This is a genomic window from Streptomyces sp. NPDC088157 (assembly GCF_044741545.1).
Classification (GTDB): domain Bacteria; phylum Actinomycetota; class Actinomycetes; order Streptomycetales; family Streptomycetaceae; genus Streptomyces.
The window spans coordinates 469,090-484,603 of sequence record NZ_JBIUSU010000007.1; the positions used below are offsets into that span (position 1 = coordinate 469,090).

Consider the following 15,514-nt stretch of genomic DNA (forward strand, 5'->3'; position numbering starts at 1 on the left):
ACAGCGTCCCGGTGCACCCGACGGATCCGGTGCACCCGACGGACCCGGCGGCCCGCCCGGTCATCCGCCGGAGCCGTCGTCCAGCGTCGTGGCCGTGGTCTGGAGCGCGCTCAGCACCGCGGCCGGGTCGCCGTTCTCGGTCACAGCCTGGCCGATCCGCTTCTTGATCTCCGCGCTGACCTTCGCCCAGGAGGTCCGCCCGACGGGATAGGTCTCGGAGAGCACGAGTTCGTCCAGGAACGGCTTGAGGTCGGCGTCCTCTTCGGCCGCGCCCATGACCAGGGAGGCGGAGTTGGTGACCGGCAGCAGGTCGTACTCGCGGGAGAAGTCGAGCACGTTCTTCTCGTCGTAGACGAAGTCGAGGAAGTCGCCGACCTCGTCGGCGTGTCCGTTCTGCTTGAAGGCCGTCATCCAGTCGGCGACGCCCATGGAGACCTTGCTCGGGCCGGCGACGCCGGGCATCGGCACCATGCCGAACTTCACGCCCTTGCTCTCGGCCGCCTTCATCAGCGAGGGGTGTCCGTTGAGCATGCCCACGTCGCCCGCGGCGAACGCGGCGAACGCGGCGGCCCGGTTCAGCTTGCCCGGTGCGACCGGCCCGGTGAGGCCCTTGCCGACCAGGTCGTTCTTCAGCCAGTCGAAGGTCTCGACGTTCTCGGTGGAGTCGATGCTGTAGGCGCTGACGGTCTGGGTGTAGCCGCCACCGCCGCTGAGCAGCCACTGAAGGGTCTCGGCCTGTGCCTCCTCGGACCCGAGGGGCAGCGCGTACGGGTACTTCACGCCCTCGTCCTTGAGCGCCTTCGCGTCCTCGGCGAGCTCGGCCCAGGTGGTCGGCGGCGTGATGCCGGCCTTGGCGAAGAGGGTCTTGTTGTAGAACAGCAGCCGCGTGGAGGAGGCGAACGGCATGCCGTACCCCACGCCGCGGACCTCGCCGGCGTTGGCGAGCTGGGGCACGAAGTCGGCTTCGACGGGGATGGAGAGCAGGTCGCTCACCCTGTACAGCTGGTCGGCGGCCGCGTAGTCGGCGTACGCGCCGATCTGGGCCATGTCGGGCGCCTTGCCCGCCTCGACCATCGCCTTGACCTTGGCGTCCACGTCGTTCCAGGAGTAGACGGTCACGTCGACGGTGACGCCGGGGTGCTCCTTCTCGTACGCCTCGACGAGCTTGTCCCAGTACTTCTGCGAGCTGTTGGCGCTGCTGTCGCCGTAGTCGGCGGCGACCAGTCTCAGGGTGACGTCGTCGGAGCCTGAGGACAGTCCGCAGCCGGTGAGGACCGCGGCCATGCCGAGGGCGGACACCCCCGCGATGGTTCCCGAGATCATTCCTGACTTCCGTGCCCGCCGCTGCACCGCACTGCTCCCAACTGATTGCTCATACCAATGGACCGTTATCCGGATCAAGGTCTACACCACCTATGTGGACTAGACCTCTTTCGGGCCTATGGGGCGGCACGGTACCCCCAAGAGGCGCGAGTGGACTAGACCTCTCGCGGGTCCTCGGTCCACACTGTCACCGTGAGACATGTCATCGCCCTGGACGTGGGCGGCACCGGGATGAAGGCCGCCCTGGTCGGCGCGGACGGCACACTGCTGCACCGGGCCCGCCGGCCCACCGGCCGTGAGCGGGGGCCCGACGCGGTCGTCGCCGGCATCCTCGACTTCGCCGCCGAACTGCGCGAACACGGCGTCCGGCAGCTCGGCGAACCCGCCGCCGCGGCCGGCGTCGCCGTACCCGGCATCGTCGACGAGGCGAACGGCGTCGCCGCCTACGCGGCCAACCTGGGCTGGCGGGACGTACCCCTGCGCGCCCTGCTCGCCGACCGCCTCGGCACTCCTGTCGCCCTCGGGCACGACGTGCGCACCGGCGGCCTCGCCGAGGGCCGGATCGGTGCGGGCCGGGGCGCCGACCGGTTCCTGTTCGTGGCACTCGGCACCGGCATCGCCGGCGCGATCGGCGTCGACGGCCGGGTGGAGGCGGGCGCCCACGGCTTCGCGGGCGAGATCGGCCACATCGTCGTACGGCCCGGCGGAACCACGTGTCCCTGCGGGCAGCACGGCTGTCTGGAGCGGTTCGCCTCGGCGGCGGCGGTCAGCGCTGCCTGGGCGGCGGCCTGCGGGGACCCGGAGGCCGATGCCGCGGACTGCGCGAAGGCCGTCGTGTCCGGCGACCCGAACGCCGTCCGGATCTGGCAGGCGGCCGTGGACGCGCTCGCCGACGGCCTGGTCACCGCGCTCACCCTGCTGGACCCCCGCGCGCTCGTCATCGGTGGCGGCCTCGCGGAGGCGGGGGAAACCCTGTTCACACCACTACGGGACGCGGTCCGCCGCCGGGTGACCTTCCAGAAGCTGCCGGAGATAGTCCCGGCGGCCCTGGGCGACAGCGCGGGCTGCCTGGGCGCGGGCCTACTGGCCTGGGATCTCCTCAAATCAACCGACCGTACGGAGGTAACCCCCTGATGGCCACCCCCCTAGGGGCGCGGGGAACTGCGCGACCAGCCACGACGCACCCGCGGCCCGCAACCGGCGCACGGAGGCGGGTACTCACCGGCGCCCGGGTGGTACTCCCCACCGGCACGGTCGACGACGGCCGCGTCACGATCGACGGCACGAAGATCACGTCCGGAGAAGCCGCGCACGGGACCCCGCGCGGAACCGCGACGGTGATCGACGTGACGGGCCACTGGCTGGTCCCCGGCTTCGTCGACCTGCACAACCACGGCGGCGGCGGAGCCTCCTTCTCCGGCACGGCCGAGGACGTCCTGAAGGCCATCCACACCCACCGTCTGCACGGCACCACCACCCTCGTCGCCTCGACCGTCACCGACGACATGGACATCCTGGTCCGTCAGGCCGGCCTGCTGAGCGAGCTGGCCGAGCAGGGCGACCTGGCCGGCATCCACTTCGAGGGCCCGTTCATCTCGCCGTGCCGCAAGGGCGCGCACTCCGAGGAACTGCTGCGCGACCCGGACCCGTCGGAGGTGCGCAAGCTGATCGACGCGGCGCGCGGCCGGGCCAGGATGGTCACCCTCGCGACGGAACTCCCCGGCGGCCTGGACTCCGTACGGCTGCTCGCCGAACACGGCGTCATCGCAGCCGTCGGGCACACGGACGCCACGTACGAGCAGACGGTTCAGGCCATCGAGGCCGGAGCCACCGTCGCCACCCACCTCTTCAACGCGATGCCGCAGCTCGGCCACCGCTCCCCCGGCCCGATCGCCGCGCTCCTGGAGGACGAGCGGGTGACGGTCGAGCTCATCAACGACGGCACCCATCTGCACCCGGCCGCCCTGGAACTGGCGTTCCGGCACGCCGGGCCGGGCCGGGTCGCGTTCATCACGGACGCCATGGACGCGGCCGGCATCGGCGACGGCCGCTATCTGCTCGGACCGCTGGAGGTCGAGGTCAGCGAGGGCGTGGCCCGGCTGGTGGAGGGCGGCTCGATCGCGGGCTCCACCCTCACCCAGGACCGCGCCTTCCAGCGGGCGGTGACGATCGACCGGCTGCCGGTCGAGGACGTGGTGGCCGCCCTGTCCGCCAACCCGGCCCGGCTGCTGGGCATCGACGACAGGGTGGGCTCACTGGAACCCGGCAAGGACGCCGACCTGGTCCTGCTGGACGAGAACTTCGAGCTCAAGGGCGTGATGCGCAAGGGGGACTGGGTGGTGGATCCCCAACTGACCTGAAACGTCCGCCCGCACGGAAACGGTGGCCGACCCGAGGGCTGGGCCGGTCGCCGTCTCTTTGGCATGATCAGGCCTCCCGGGACTCGCGAAGGCTCCGGGACCGGTCACGTTCGCACGCCATCGGGGAGGAGGCCGGCCCAGATGATCCTCACCGTCACCCTGAACACCGCTCTCGACGTCACCTATCACGTGCCCGCACTGCGCGCGCACGCCTCGCACCGGGTCACCGACGTACGGGAGCGGCCCGGCGGCAAGGGGCTGAACGTCGCCCGGGTGCTGGCCGCCCTCGGCCACCAGGTGACGGTGACCGGTTTCACGGGCGGCGCCACCGGGCGGGCCGTGCAGGACCTGCTCACCGGTACGGCCGGGGTGGTGGACGCGCTCGTGCCGGTCGCCGGGGCCACCCGCCGCACGGTCGCCGTCGTCGACGCCCGCACGGGTGACACCACCCAGCTCAACGAACCCGGCCCGATAATCGCGCCCGCCGAGTGGTCCGCCTTCCAGGAGGCGTACGAGGATCTCGTCGCCGGCGCCGACGCGGTGGCCCTGTGCGGCAGCCTGCCGCCGGGGGTGCCGGTGGGCGCTTACGCGGTCCTGGTACGGGCGGCACGGGCCGCGGGCGTCCCCGTACTGCTGGACACGAGCGGGGAGCCGTTGCGCCGGGGAGTCGCCGCCCGCCCGGACGTCGTCAAACCGAACGCCGACGAACTGGCCGAACTCACCGGCTCGCACGAGCCGTCGCAGGCGACCCGGGACGCCCGCAGGCGCGGCGCGCACGCCGTCGTGGCCTCGCTGGGCGCCGAAGGCTTCCTCGCGGTCACCCCGGAGGGCCGCTGGCGCGCCGCTCCGCCACTGCGTGTCCACGGCAACCCGACCGGCGCGGGTGACTCGGCGGTCGCGGGCCTGCTGTCCGGCCTGGTGGAACGCCTCCCCTGGCCGGACCGCCTGTCCCGCGCCGTCGCCCTGTCGGCGGCGACCGTGACGGCCCCGGTGGCGGGCGAGTTCGACCGCGCCGCCTACGAGTCGCTGCTCGGCCGGATCACGGTGACCGCGGAGGCCACCGCGGCCTGAAGCCGGGGGGCAGCCGGGTCAGTTCTTGACCTGACCGGCCTTCAGGTACAGCTGGTCCAGCAGGACGTTGCACTTGTCGCCGTCCTGGCAGGAGACCGAGATCGTGTTGGTGCCCTTGGTCAGCGTGGGCCAGGAGTAGGTCTTCGTCCAGCCCTTGGCGAAGTCGCCGTCCTTGGCATGGGCGAAGTTACCCAGGTTGAACTTGGTGCCGAAGACCTTGCCGTTGACGGTGAGCGTCATCGACTGGTCCTCACCTGCCGCGCTGTAGTGCGCGAAGACGGTGTACGTGCCGTCCGACGGAATGCCGTTGACCGTCCAGGTGACGGAGTTGCCGACCTGGTTGAGGTTGCCGACGTAGACGCCGCCGTCGGCCTGCGCGCCCTCGACGTCCGAGGCCAGCGCGGCGCTGCCGCCGAGGTTCAGCGCCTTCGCGTCGGCCTTCGGCAGCTCGGCCTCGTTCGCGTCGTCGGGGGCCGACTCGCTGGGTGAGGCGCTCGCGGAGGCCGAGGCCGAGGTGGAGACCTGGTCGCTCGCCTTGTTGTCGTCGGAGCCGTCGTCGCCGTTGGCCATGGCCACCGCGATGCCGATCACGACCGCGGCGACCACCGCGACCGCGCCGATCAGCAGACCCTTGGTGTTGGGGCCACGACCACGCCCGCCGCCGCCCTGCACGGGCTGCCGGCCGGTGGAGGGACCGCCGCCGCCGGAGAAGTTCTCGGGCGCCGCGTAGTGCGCGTTCGGCTGGCCGTACGCGCCCTGCTGAGGAACCGTCGGCGCCTGCCCGTACTGCGCGGTCTGCTGCTGTCCGTTACGGCGCTCGCCGACCGCGCGCACTCTGCTGACCGAGTTGGGGTAGCCGTAGCCACCGCCGGACGGCGGCTGGGCCCCATTGGCCTGGCCGTCGGCGTAGAGGTAGCCGAACGGGTCGTCGTCCTCGGGCGTGCTCGCCCCGTTGTTCCCGGACGTCATCCCTTGGTACTCCTCAGCAGGTGCGGGTCGGATGCGAATGATGCGGTCAGACTGGCGAGCCTACCCGCTCCGAATGGCCCAAACAGGTGACTCTGCTCGCATCGGTTCGCTGACCTGGTGATCATCCCGCACGTCGGTGCTGTTTGGGACGAGATCGTTTCTCTACGTACATGCGCTCGTCGGCGGACTTCAGAACTTCGTCCGCGGTCATCCCGCAATGCGCCCAGCCGATGCCGAAGCTGGCGCCGACCCGCACGGCCCTGCCCTCGGCGCGGATCGGCTGGATGATCTCGTTGCGCAGGCGTACGGCGAGGTCGGCGGCGTCGGCGCGGCCGAGGCCGTCGGCGAGGATCACGAACTCGTCGCCGCCGAGCCGGGCGACCGTGTCGCCGTCGCGGACCTGGCGGGAGAGCCGGCGGGCGACCTCGATGAGAACCGCGTCGCCGGCGTTGTGGCCGAACCGGTCGTTGATCGACTTGAAGCCGTCGAGGTCGCAGAAGAGGACCGCGAGCCCCTTGGCGCCGTCGTCGCTGCCCTCTTCGGGGGCGGCGGTGTGCACATGGTGGTCGTAGCCGTCGAAGGACTCGGTGCCGCCGGGGCGGTAGTCGAAGCCGTGGCCGTTGGCGTCGAAGGCGGCGTGGCCGTAGGCCGTGTCCATGGCGTCGACGGCGGCGGGGTGGGTCGACCGGGGGCGCTGACAGAGCCGGGCGGCGAGGCGCGAGCGCAGTTCCGCGGAGTTCGGCAGACCGGTGAGGGAGTCGTGCGAGGCGCGGTGGGCGAGCTGGAGCTCGCGGCGCTTGCGGTCCTCTATGTCCTCGACGTGGGTGAGGAGGAAACGCGGCCCGTCGGCGGCGTCGGCGACGACGGAGTTGCGGAGACTGACCCAGACATAGGTGCCGTCCCTGCGGCCGAGGCGGAGTTCGGCGCGGCCGCCCTCCGCGGAAGTGCGGAGCAGGGTGCCTATGTCCTCGGGGTGCACGAGGTCGGAGAAGGAGTAGCGGCGCATCGCGGAGGCGGGGCGGCCCAGCAGACGGCACAGGGCGTCGTTGGTCCTGAGTATCCGCCCGTGCTGGTCGCCGCCCATCTCGGCTATCGCCATGCCGGAGGGGGCGTACTCGAAGGCCTGGCGGAAGCTTTCCTCACTGGCGCGCAGCGCCTGCTGCTCGCGTTCGAGCCTGACCAGTGCCCGCTGCATATTCGCACGTAGACGCGCGTTGCTAATCGCGATGGCAGCCTGGAAGGCGTACATCTGGAGGGCTTCGCGCCCCCACGCGCCGGGCCGCCGGCCGTTGCGCGGCCGGTCCACGGACAGGACACCGATCAGCTCCCCGCAGGCACCCCCGCTGCCGGGGGCGGCGGGCATGTACATGGGGGCGAAGAGGCGGTCCGAGGGGTGCCACTCGTCCTCGAAGCGGGGCGCGGGACCGTCGGTGTACCACTGGGGGACGTCGTCGTCGTCGAGGATCCAGCCCTCGGTGTGGGGTATGAAGACCAGGTCGCCCCAGGTCTCGCCCATGCCGAGGCGCCGATCCCAGGACTCGCGCGAGCCGACCCGGCCGGTGATGAGGGCCTCGGCGGCCGGGTTGCCGGCGAAGGCGGCGACCACGAGGTTGTTGTCAGCGCGTACGAGGTTGACGCACGCCAGTTCGTACCCGAGTGCCGTGACCACGCCGTCGGCGACGGTCTGCAGTGTGTCGGCCAGGCTACGGGCCGTGTTCATGTCGCCCATGACCTGGTGCAGCTGTCGCAGGGACGCAAGGCGGACGTAAGGCTCCGACTCGGTCTCCATGTGTTTCGCCCTCCCCCCGAGACTTCGCAGCGAATCAAGGGTTGTCTTCGGCGTAACGTCGTTTCTGGTGCTGTGTTGTCGGTGTGTGTCTCCTTGTGACGCCTCCGCCACTGAATCACAGCGCGCTGCCCACTCGGTACACAGGGTCAACAATTAATACGCCTTGTGACTCAAGTCACAGGCGAAGGTGAACATTTGAGTGGAGTTTCCGCGTTTTCCTGTGTGTTTCCTGAACACGGACAGGCACCGAAAGGGAGCCGGGGGAATCGGTCCACAGTCCTACGACCCTACTCGGGCGGAGGTCCGATGCGGCGCGCACCGGCCGGACACTAGCGTTTCGGACGTGTCCCCAGACGTGCTCAACACCGTACCCAAGACCGTGTCGACGACTCCTCCCAGGCATCCTGAGGGGGTGAGCAACGACGAGTTCCGCGCCGCCATGTCCCGGCTCGCCGACGGCGTGGTGCTGGTGACCGCCCGGGAAGCGTCCCTCGACCCGGACGATCCCCGGGCACCGGACGGTGAGGACGTCGGCATGACCGCGACGGCCTTCATGTCGGTCTCCCTGGACCCGCCACTGGTCCTGATCAGTCTGCGCACCGGCTCCCGCATGGACGACCTGCTCGACGAGCAGCCCTCGTGGGCGGTGTCGGTGCTCTCCGAGAGCCAGCGCCACATCGCCGGCCGCTTCGCCATGAAGGGCCGCATCAGCGACCGGCTGCTCTTCGACGACATCCCGTACACGCGTGGGGAGGTCACCGGCGCGCCCCTGGTCGGCGGCGCTCTGGCGACCCTGGAGTGCCGCACCGAGCAGCGGGTTCCGGCGGGCGACCACACGCTGGTGATCGGCCGGGTGCTGACCGCGTCGGTACCGAGTGCGGACGGCGGCCCGCTGATGTATTTCCGGGGCCGTTACCGGCAGTTGGGATGACGGCGGAAATGCCGTGGCCGCCTGACGATCATTCCGCCTAGGGTGCCCGCATGACGTCTCCAGGACCCCGTCTCGAGGAAATAACTCCGCGGAATTTCGAGGCCGCGACCGGCATTCGGGTGCACCCTGAGCAGGAGTTCGCGGTCTCCCCGGTCATGCGGTCGCTCGCGGAGGCCCATGTCCATCCCGAAGGCGTCGCCTGGCCGCGCCTGATCATGGACGAGGACCGGCCCGTCGGCTTTCTCATGGCATTCCTCGACATCGAATGGAACGGCCACGGCGACCGCACCCTGATCCGCTCCGGCCTGTGGCGGCTCAACATCGCCGCCGGCGAACAGGGGTGCGGCTACGGCCGGTTCGCCGTGGAGTCCGTCGCCGCGGAACTGCGCCGCCGTGGCACCGAGGAGCTGTACGTGACCTGGCACGAGGGCGAGCACGGTCCCGCGGACTTCTATCTCAAGCTGGGCTTCAGAAGGACCGGGGAGACCAGCGAGGGCGAGACGGTCGGCGTCCTCTCACTGGACCCGTCCCCGCGGCTGCCCGACCTCGTGGTCTAGGGCCTCTCGTTCGGATCAGGCCGGGCTCGCGAGCCCTGGCACCGCACCTCGCCGCGTTGTTCCGAACGAAAGGCCCTAGAGCAGGACCACCTCCAGTCCAAGGATGCGGTCGAGGTCGGTCACGACGTCGATCACGGCGATCCGGCCGCCGCGTACGAACGTGAAGATGAGCGTCCGCTCCACCCGGTCGCCGACGAGCACCGCCAGTCCCGTCGCGCCGTCGACGAGCGCGGGTTGGGCCACGGCGGCCATGGCGGCGAAACGCGACGCGCCCGACGCGACCGCCGCCGCGCCCGCCACCACCCCGGCCTCGGAGCGGGCCACGACGTCCGGGTCCAGCACGGCGAGCAACCCCTCGAAGTCCCCGCCCCGGGCGGCGGCCAGGAAGGCGTCGACGACCCTCCGCTGCCGGGCGGGATCGACGTCCGGCTCCTGGGCGCCCCGCACCCGGCGCCGGGCCCGGCTGGCGAGTTGCCGGGCGGCTTCGGGGGTCCGGTCGACGATGCCGGCGATCTCCTCGTAGGGCACGCCGAACAGGTCGTGCAGCACGAACGCCAGCCGCTCGCCGGGGGTGAGGGTGTCCAGGACGACGAGCAACGCGACGCCCACGGAGTCGGCGAGGAGCGCGTCCTGCGCCGGATCGGCCGCCTCGGACGACGGGACCGGCGTCCAGCTCTCCAGCGGTTCCTCGGCACGGGAGCGGCGCGAACGCAGCATGTCCAGGCAGACCCGGCCCACAACGGTCGTCAGCCAGCCCGCCAGGTTGTCGATCTCCCCGCCCGCACTGTCGCCACCGCTCCGGCTGAGCCGTACCCACGCCTCCTGCACGGCGTCGTCGGCCTCGGTGGCGGACCCGAGCATGCGGTGCGCGACGGCACGCAGGCGGCCGCGGTGCGCCTCGAAACGCTCGGCGAGGAAGTCGTCGTCGCCCGGTGCCATCGTTCGTCACATCCCTGTTCGTCGTCGGCTGTTGGATATCTGACGGACGGCACGGCCAGGATGTGACACACGAGTAGTGGCACGCGCACGCGAGGTGCCAGGAAATCGATCAGGGACCGGTCAGGAGCGGGCTCTCCCGGTCAGGACCGGGACCGGGCCGTCCCGGTCGGCAACGCTCCCGCCGCCCGGTCGGTACGCCGTCGCCGCCCGATCAGGAGCGGCCCCGCCCGGTCCTGACCGGCCCCGCCCAGTCGTGAGCGGCCCCGCCCGGTCGTGATGGGTCCCGCCCGGTCGTGGTGGGTCCCGGTTCCGTCAGGACCAGTCCCGTCCGGTGCGGCCCCGCTTCGTCTGCGCCCGCTGCTTCTTCTCCCGCAGCCGGCGCTCGTTGATCCCGCGCGGTATCCGGGTCGGCCGGCGCGGCTTGGGCGGCGGGGCGGTGGCCTCGGCGAGGAGGGCGGCGAGACGCACGGCGGCGGTCTCGCGGTTGCGCCACTGGGAGCGGTGTTCGGAGGCACGGACGGTGACGACGCCGTCGACGAGCCGGCCGGCCAGCCGCTCGAGCGCCCGGGCCTTCCACACCTCGGGCAGCGCCTCGGTGCGTGCGAGGTCGAAGCGGAGCTCCACCTGCGAGTCGCTGGTGTTGACGTGCTGCCCGCCCGGCCCCGAAGACCGCGAGAAACGCCACATGAGCTCGGCCTCGGGAAGCGAGACGGAGCCGCGGACGACATAGGGACCAGACATGCCGACCATGTTCCCGCTCACGGCACTCCCACGTCACGCGAATATCCCCGGGACCTGTCGCGGCCCGGCGCGGGATGCGTCGCGGCCCGGCTACGGGCCCCGTCACGGAACCCGTAGCCGGACGTCTTGGTAAAGAAAGTAAAGAAACGCGGAGTGGCGGGGAACCTTGAGCACCCTTCGCTGCGTTCATAGGGATAGCTGTAGCTTCGTGCCCGTACGAAGCCCCGTACGAAGCCGTACGCAACGAGGGAAGGACTCCCAACCATGGCTGTAAGCCTGTCCAAGGGTGGCAACGTCTCGCTCACCAAGGAGGCTCCGGGCCTGACCGCCGTCACTGTGGGCCTCGGCTGGGACGTCCGCACCACCACCGGCACGGACTTCGACCTCGACGCCTCCGCGATCGCGGTCAACCCCCAGGGCAAGGTCTACTCCGACGGCCACTTCGTCTTCTTCAACAACAAGCAGACGCCGGACCAGACCATCGTCCACACGGGCGACAACCGCACCGGCGAGGGCGCGGGCGACGACGAGGCGATCAACGTCAACCTGGCCGGTCTCCCGGCCGACGTCGAGAAGATCGTCTTCCCGGTCTCGATCTACGACGCGGAGAACCGCTCGCAGAACTTCGGCCAGGTCCGCAACGCCTACATCCGCATCGTCAACCAGGCGGGCGGCGCCGAGATCGCCCGCTACGACCTCTCGGAGGACGCGGCCACCGAGACGGCCATGGTCTTCGGCGAGCTCTACCGCAACGGCGCGGAGTGGAAGTTCCGCGCGGTCGGCCAGGGCTACGCGTCGGGTCTCGTGGGCATCGCCCAGGACTTCGGCGTGAGCGTCTGAGCCACGCGCACACCCACGCGCGCGCACGCTGCGACGGAGCCCCCGGCCACTCGGCCGGGGGCTCCGCGGCGTCCTCGCTCCGGACGCGGCCGGGAGCGGGACCGCCCGCCCGCTCGCCCGGTGGCTCGCCCGGTCGCTCGCGCGGTGCGAGCGGGGGCGGGCCTACCTGGCGAGTCCGGCCGGTTCGTCCAGCCGCGTCAGCTTCCGCGGGTTCCTCATCAGATAGACCCGGATGACCCGCCCGTTCTCCACCACCAGGCTCACCGCGGTCGGCTCGCCGTCGATCTCGAACCGGCCCGCGGGCGCGCCGTTGAGCCACACCGTCGTCGTGTCGAACGCGGGCGCCGTCGGCTGGTTCGCACGCGCGAGCACTCTCGCCACCGTTGCGGCCCCGTGGATCGGCGCCGACGCGGCCGCCGCGACCCCGCCGCCATCGGCGATCAGCACCACGTCCGGCGACATGATCTCCATCAGTTCCTGCAACCGCCCGGTGCCCAACGACGCCAGGAACCGTTCCACCACCGCCTGCTGCTCCGTCGGGCTCACCCGTACCCGCGGCCGCCGGGCCGCCACGTGCTCGCGGGCCCGCCGCGCGATCTGCCGCACCGCGGCCGCCGACTTGCCCGTCGCCTCGGCGATCTCGCCGGTGTTCTCTCCTTGTCCCGGTGTCTTGTCCGGCCTGCTCGGTTCTGCTCGGCCTGCTCGGTTCTGCTCGGTTCTGCTCGGCCTGCCGACGTACTGGGTCGGCCGGCGTGTACGGCCTTGTCGGCGTGTACGGCATGAAGACACCGCCGGGCCCGAGAATGTGACACCCGGCGAAGGCACGTCCGCCCCGGGGTCCGCCGACTAGCCTCTCTTCATGCTTCTCAGCCCCCTCCCCCTCACCTCCGACCGCGACATCCCCGCACCCCTGCTCACCGAACTCACCGCCCTCTACGCCTCGCACCACGAGTTCCACGCCCTGAGCGGCGAGTTCCCGGATCCGGACGACATCCGGCCGGAGCAGGTGGCGGCGGCGCTGGCGCAGGAGTTGGCGCGCGAGGGCGTGGAGGTGCTGCTCGCCCGCGGAGAAGGGCGGCTGGTGGGAGTCGTCGTCACGCTCGACCGTCATCCCGATCCGGCCGATCCCGATCCCTGGGTGGGGTTGCTGATGGTGGACGCGGCCGTGCAGGGCCGCGGCTACGGCAGGCAGATCGTCAAGCAGGTCGAGGACCGCTTCCGCACGGCCGGCCGCGATGCCCTGCGGCTCGCCGTACTCGACGCCAACCCTCAGGGGCTCGCCTTCTGGACCGCCCTCGGCTACCAGGTCATCGGGCATCGGCCCGACCTCCAACTCGGCCGCCCGTGCGCTGTGTTGCGCAAACCGCTGCGGCGGGCCCGCCGGGCCGCCCGGGTGGCCGTGGTCGATCCGCAGGGCGCCGTCTTCCTCTTCGGCTACCACAACGCCGAGGTCGGCAAGCACTGGGCGCTGCCCGGCGGCGGATTGGAGGAGGGCGAGTCGCCGCGCGAAGGGGCGCTGCGGGAGCTGCGCGAGGAGACCGGGTGGGCGGACCTGGAGCCGGGGCCCCTGCTGTGCACCTGGGAACACGACTTCACCCGCATGAACATCCTCGTCAGCCAGCACGAGCACATCTACGTCACCACCGGCCCGCACCGCGAGCCCGGCGGCCCCGACCTCGCGGCCTCCCATGCCACGGACGGCATCCTCGGCTGGCGCTGGTGGACGCGCGAGGAGCTCGCGCAGGAGGCGGAGCCGGTGTGGCCGCCCGGCCTCGCCCGGCTGATCGACGATTGGGAGAGGAAGGGAGAAGGAGAAGGGGAAGAAGAAGCGGTAGAGGAGGAGGGACCGGGAGCAGGAGACCGACACCGGCCACCGTCGTCCGGAACCCGCTGACGAATCAGGGGCGTTCCGGCTTCCCCTCCCCGTACAGCCAGTCCGCCCAGATCTCGGTGAAGTCCTCCGGCGCCTGCTGCTCCACATACGCGGTGAAGTCGCCGGTGCTCGCGTTGCCGTGGCGGTGGGCGGCGGCCCAGCCCTGGACGATGTCGTAGAAGGCGTCATCGCCGACGGTCGTTCGGATGCGGTGGATCACCATCGCGCCGCGCTGATAGACGGGGCTGTCGGAGATGTTGGCCGCGGTCGTGGGCTTCGCGGGCGGAAAGGCCCACAGGTCCTCGTACTCGTCCTCGCCGTGGTCGTACAGCTTCGTGAACGTCTCCTCCGCCGTGGCGCCGCCCTCGTCCTCCGCCCACAGCCACTCGGCGTAGGTCGCGAAGCTCTCGTTGAGCCACATGTCCTGCCAGTTCTTCGGCGTGACGGAGTCGCCGAACCACTGGTGGGCGGTCTCGTGGACGAGGGTCTCGAGGTCGGGGGCGCCGGGGTAGACGGGGCGGTTCTGCGTCTCCAGGGCGTATTCGACATCCTCGGGGCGGTCGACGATCGCGCCGGCGGAGGAGAACGGGTAGGGACCGAAGTTGGTCTCCGCCCACTCCATGACCTCGGGGAGCCGGGCCAGCACCTTGCGGCTCGCGGCCACCTGGGACGGGTCGACGGCGACATACACCGGCAGGCCGCCCTCCGTCGCGGAGCCGGAGCCTGCTCCCGTGTCCGGGGCCGCGTTCGCCTCCGTGTCCGTGTCCGTGTCCGTTTCCGCGTCCGCGTCTGAGGCACCGGTGACGGTGGGGCGAGTGACGGTGTAGCGGCCGATCGCGACGGTCGCCACATAGCTCGCCATCGGCTCGGCGGCATGCCAGGTGAAGGTCGTACGGCCGTCGTCCGCTCTCCTCTCACTCCTCAACTCGCCGTTGGAGACGGCAGTCAGGCCCTTCGGGACGGTGACAGCGACGTCGTAGGACGCCTTGTCGGACGGGTGGTGGTTGCCGGGGAACCAGGCCATCGAGCCGTTCGGTTCGCCCAGTGCGAGGGCTCCGTCCCCGGTGCGCAGCCAGCCCTCCTTCGAGCCGTCCGAGTCGGTGATCGTCCGCGGGCTGCCGGAGTAGCGGACCCGGACCTCGAAGGTCTCGCCCTCGGAAAGGGTGTCGCGCGGGCGGACGATCAGTTCCTGGCCGTCCCGGCGGAACTCGGCCGCGCCGCCCTCGACGGTCACCGCCTCGACCTCCATGCCCGCCAGGTCCAGGTCGAAGGCGGCCAGGTCCTCGGTCGCGCGGGCCGTGACGGCGGCGGTGCCGCTGAGTCGGTTGCCTTCGGGGGTGTAGGCGAGGGTGAGGCCGTAGTGGGAGACGTCGTAGCCGCCGTTGCCCGCCTTCGGGAAGTACGGGTCGCCCACGCCCGGGGCGCCCGAGGCGTCCGGCGCCCCTTCGTCGTCACACGCGGTCAGGGCGAGCACGAGCGTCGCGGCGGCCACCGCCGGAACAAGGCGTACGGATCGGGACATGTCAGCGATCTTATGGGGACGACCGGCTCCGGCGCGGGGGCGTGACACCATCGCCTACGTGCTCGACATCGGCTACGCCCTCTCCAACCGCTTTCCGGACCCGCCGCAGCTGGACTACCGGCGCGCGGACGTCCACACCCTGCGCCATGACCTGTTCTGCGGCGACGTCTACCTCGCCGACACCAAGGCGGACCGTGAGGTGTCCACAGCCTGGGGATGGGTGCCGGTGCTGGACTTCGCGTGGGCGCTGTGCGACATCGTGGAACGGATCGACCAGGATCCGGCGGGCTCCCGCGCCTCCCGCCCGCAGTACGCGGAACTGGACTTCACCGAGTCCACCGACCGCATGCTCTTCGAGCGCCGCTTCGGCTGGGTGGACATCGAGGCCGACTGGATGCCGGCGGAGGAGCCCCCGCTCACCTTCTCCCACGCCGAACTCCGCCGCGAGGCCCGCGACTTCCTGCACGACCTCCTCGCCGATCTGACCGATCTGCACGAGGACCTGGCCGAGAACCCCGCGATCTGGACCCTGCAGTCCCGCTTCCCACGAGCGAGATAGCCCCAAGGACCATCCCCCGTCCCCTACGCTTCCGCGCCGC

The 15,514-nt window shown here is 71.2% G+C and carries 14 protein-coding genes and 1 pseudogene; 8 read left to right on the forward strand and 7 right to left on the reverse strand.

Features of this window, described 5'->3' with window-relative positions:
• Window positions 1-60: 60 nt before the first annotated feature.
• On the reverse strand, window positions 61-1,323 hold the full coding sequence (locus tag ACIPFH_RS29005; RefSeq protein ID WP_401830918.1) for an ABC transporter substrate-binding protein: 1,263 nt from the start codon (window positions 1,321-1,323) through the stop codon (window positions 61-63).
• A 192-nt stretch (window positions 1,324-1,515) separates the two neighbouring features.
• Here ACIPFH_RS29005 and ACIPFH_RS29010 point away from each other — a divergent pair, with 192 nt between their 5' ends.
• The 3 genes from ACIPFH_RS29010 to ACIPFH_RS29020 all read left to right on the forward strand — a co-directional run bounded on the left by ACIPFH_RS29010 (window position 1,516) and on the right by ACIPFH_RS29020 (window position 4,754).
• Complete coding sequence (locus tag ACIPFH_RS29010; protein ID WP_401830921.1) at window positions 1,516-2,457, forward strand: ROK family protein; 942 nt, start codon at window positions 1,516-1,518, stop codon at window positions 2,455-2,457.
• Window positions 2,457-3,683 (forward strand): N-acetylglucosamine-6-phosphate deacetylase, encoded by a 1,227-nt coding sequence (gene nagA, locus ACIPFH_RS29015; protein WP_401830923.1) that lies wholly within the window; start codon window positions 2,457-2,459, stop codon window positions 3,681-3,683. The genes ACIPFH_RS29010 and nagA overlap by 1 nt, the downstream gene beginning before the upstream one ends.
• Window positions 3,684-3,824: 141 nt before the next feature.
• A complete protein-coding gene (locus tag ACIPFH_RS29020; RefSeq protein WP_401830925.1) occupies window positions 3,825-4,754 on the forward strand; it encodes a 1-phosphofructokinase family hexose kinase in 930 nt (309 codons plus the stop codon).
• 18 nt (window positions 4,755-4,772) lie between these two features.
• Here ACIPFH_RS29020 and ACIPFH_RS29025 read toward each other — a convergent pair whose 3' ends face one another.
• Window positions 4,773-5,723: a carbohydrate-binding protein gene (locus ACIPFH_RS29025; protein ID WP_401830928.1), complete on the reverse strand. Its 951-nt coding sequence runs from the start codon at window positions 5,721-5,723 to the stop codon at window positions 4,773-4,775.
• Between the two features lie 121 nt (window positions 5,724-5,844).
• Window positions 5,845-7,512, reverse strand: coding sequence for a diguanylate cyclase CdgB (cdgB, locus tag ACIPFH_RS29030; RefSeq protein WP_401830930.1), 1,668 nt, complete (start codon window positions 7,510-7,512; stop codon window positions 5,845-5,847).
• A gap of 355 nt (window positions 7,513-7,867) precedes the next feature.
• Between cdgB and ACIPFH_RS29035 the strand changes: the two genes are divergently transcribed.
• On the forward strand, window positions 7,868-8,443 hold the full coding sequence (locus ACIPFH_RS29035; protein WP_401831154.1) for a flavin reductase family protein: 576 nt from the start codon (window positions 7,868-7,870) through the stop codon (window positions 8,441-8,443).
• 50 nt (window positions 8,444-8,493) lie between these two features.
• Window positions 8,494-9,000 carry a GNAT family N-acetyltransferase gene (locus ACIPFH_RS29040; RefSeq protein WP_401830933.1) on the forward strand — a complete coding sequence of 169 codons (507 nt, stop codon included), beginning with the start codon at window positions 8,494-8,496 and terminating at the stop codon, window positions 8,998-9,000.
• 75 nt (window positions 9,001-9,075) lie between these two features.
• Here the strand turns inward: ACIPFH_RS29040 and ACIPFH_RS29045 are convergent, their stop codons facing one another.
• Window positions 9,076-9,939 (reverse strand): sigma-70 family RNA polymerase sigma factor, encoded by an 864-nt coding sequence (locus ACIPFH_RS29045; RefSeq protein ID WP_401830934.1) that lies wholly within the window; start codon window positions 9,937-9,939, stop codon window positions 9,076-9,078.
• 312 nt (window positions 9,940-10,251) lie between these two features.
• Window positions 10,252-10,689 (reverse strand): alternative ribosome rescue aminoacyl-tRNA hydrolase ArfB, encoded by a 438-nt coding sequence (gene arfB, locus ACIPFH_RS29050; protein WP_356253780.1) that lies wholly within the window; start codon window positions 10,687-10,689, stop codon window positions 10,252-10,254.
• Window positions 10,690-10,944: 255 nt separating this feature from the next.
• On the opposite strand from arfB, the gene ACIPFH_RS29055 reads away from it, so the two are divergent.
• Entirely contained in the window at window positions 10,945-11,520 is a 576-nt protein-coding gene (locus tag ACIPFH_RS29055; RefSeq protein ID WP_121402233.1) for a TerD family protein, read from the forward strand.
• A 162-nt stretch (window positions 11,521-11,682) separates the two neighbouring features.
• On the opposite strand, the pseudogene ACIPFH_RS29060 reads toward ACIPFH_RS29055, so the two are convergent.
• Window positions 11,683-12,165 (reverse strand): annotated as a pseudogene (locus tag ACIPFH_RS29060) (RNA polymerase subunit sigma-24); the annotation flags it as partial.
• Window positions 12,166-12,379: 214 nt separating this feature from the next.
• On the opposite strand from ACIPFH_RS29060, the gene ACIPFH_RS29065 reads away from it, so the two are divergent.
• The gene (locus ACIPFH_RS29065; RefSeq protein WP_401830936.1) at window positions 12,380-13,414 is read left to right on the forward strand and encodes a GNAT family N-acetyltransferase; all 1,035 of its coding nucleotides are present in this window, start codon (window positions 12,380-12,382) and stop codon (window positions 13,412-13,414) included.
• 4 nt (window positions 13,415-13,418) lie between these two features.
• Here ACIPFH_RS29065 and ACIPFH_RS29070 read toward each other — a convergent pair whose 3' ends face one another.
• Window positions 13,419-14,915, reverse strand: coding sequence for a M1 family metallopeptidase (locus tag ACIPFH_RS29070; RefSeq protein ID WP_401830939.1), 1,497 nt, complete (start codon window positions 14,913-14,915; stop codon window positions 13,419-13,421).
• A 58-nt stretch (window positions 14,916-14,973) separates the two neighbouring features.
• Here ACIPFH_RS29070 and ACIPFH_RS29075 point away from each other — a divergent pair, with 58 nt between their 5' ends.
• Entirely contained in the window at window positions 14,974-15,474 is a 501-nt protein-coding gene (locus tag ACIPFH_RS29075; protein ID WP_401831157.1) for a hypothetical protein, read from the forward strand.
• Window positions 15,475-15,514 lie beyond the last annotated feature (40 nt).

What these genes read in the sequence shown, in the direction of transcription:
- ACIPFH_RS29005 (WP_401830918.1), bottom strand. Translation starts at nt 1,323, where the DNA reads ATGATCTCGGGAACCATCGCGGGGGTGTCCGCCCTCGGCATGGCCGCG.
- nagA (WP_401830923.1), top strand. Translation starts at nt 2,457, where the DNA reads ATGGCCACCCCCCTAGGGGCGCGGGGAACTGCGCGACCAGCCACGACG.
- ACIPFH_RS29020 (WP_401830925.1), top strand. Translation starts at nt 3,825, where the DNA reads ATGATCCTCACCGTCACCCTGAACACCGCTCTCGACGTCACCTATCAC.
- ACIPFH_RS29025 (WP_401830928.1), bottom strand. Translation starts at nt 5,723, where the DNA reads ATGACGTCCGGGAACAACGGGGCGAGCACGCCCGAGGACGACGACCCG.
- cdgB (WP_401830930.1), bottom strand. Translation starts at nt 7,512, where the DNA reads ATGGAGACCGAGTCGGAGCCTTACGTCCGCCTTGCGTCCCTGCGACAG.
- ACIPFH_RS29040 (WP_401830933.1), top strand. Translation starts at nt 8,494, where the DNA reads ATGACGTCTCCAGGACCCCGTCTCGAGGAAATAACTCCGCGGAATTTC.
- ACIPFH_RS29045 (WP_401830934.1), bottom strand. Translation starts at nt 9,939, where the DNA reads ATGGCACCGGGCGACGACGACTTCCTCGCCGAGCGTTTCGAGGCGCAC.
- arfB (WP_356253780.1), bottom strand. Translation starts at nt 10,689, where the DNA reads ATGGTCGGCATGTCTGGTCCCTATGTCGTCCGCGGCTCCGTCTCGCTT.
- ACIPFH_RS29055 (WP_121402233.1), top strand. Translation starts at nt 10,945, where the DNA reads ATGGCTGTAAGCCTGTCCAAGGGTGGCAACGTCTCGCTCACCAAGGAG.
- ACIPFH_RS29065 (WP_401830936.1), top strand. Translation starts at nt 12,380, where the DNA reads ATGCTTCTCAGCCCCCTCCCCCTCACCTCCGACCGCGACATCCCCGCA.
- ACIPFH_RS29070 (WP_401830939.1), bottom strand. Translation starts at nt 14,915, where the DNA reads ATGTCCCGATCCGTACGCCTTGTTCCGGCGGTGGCCGCCGCGACGCTC.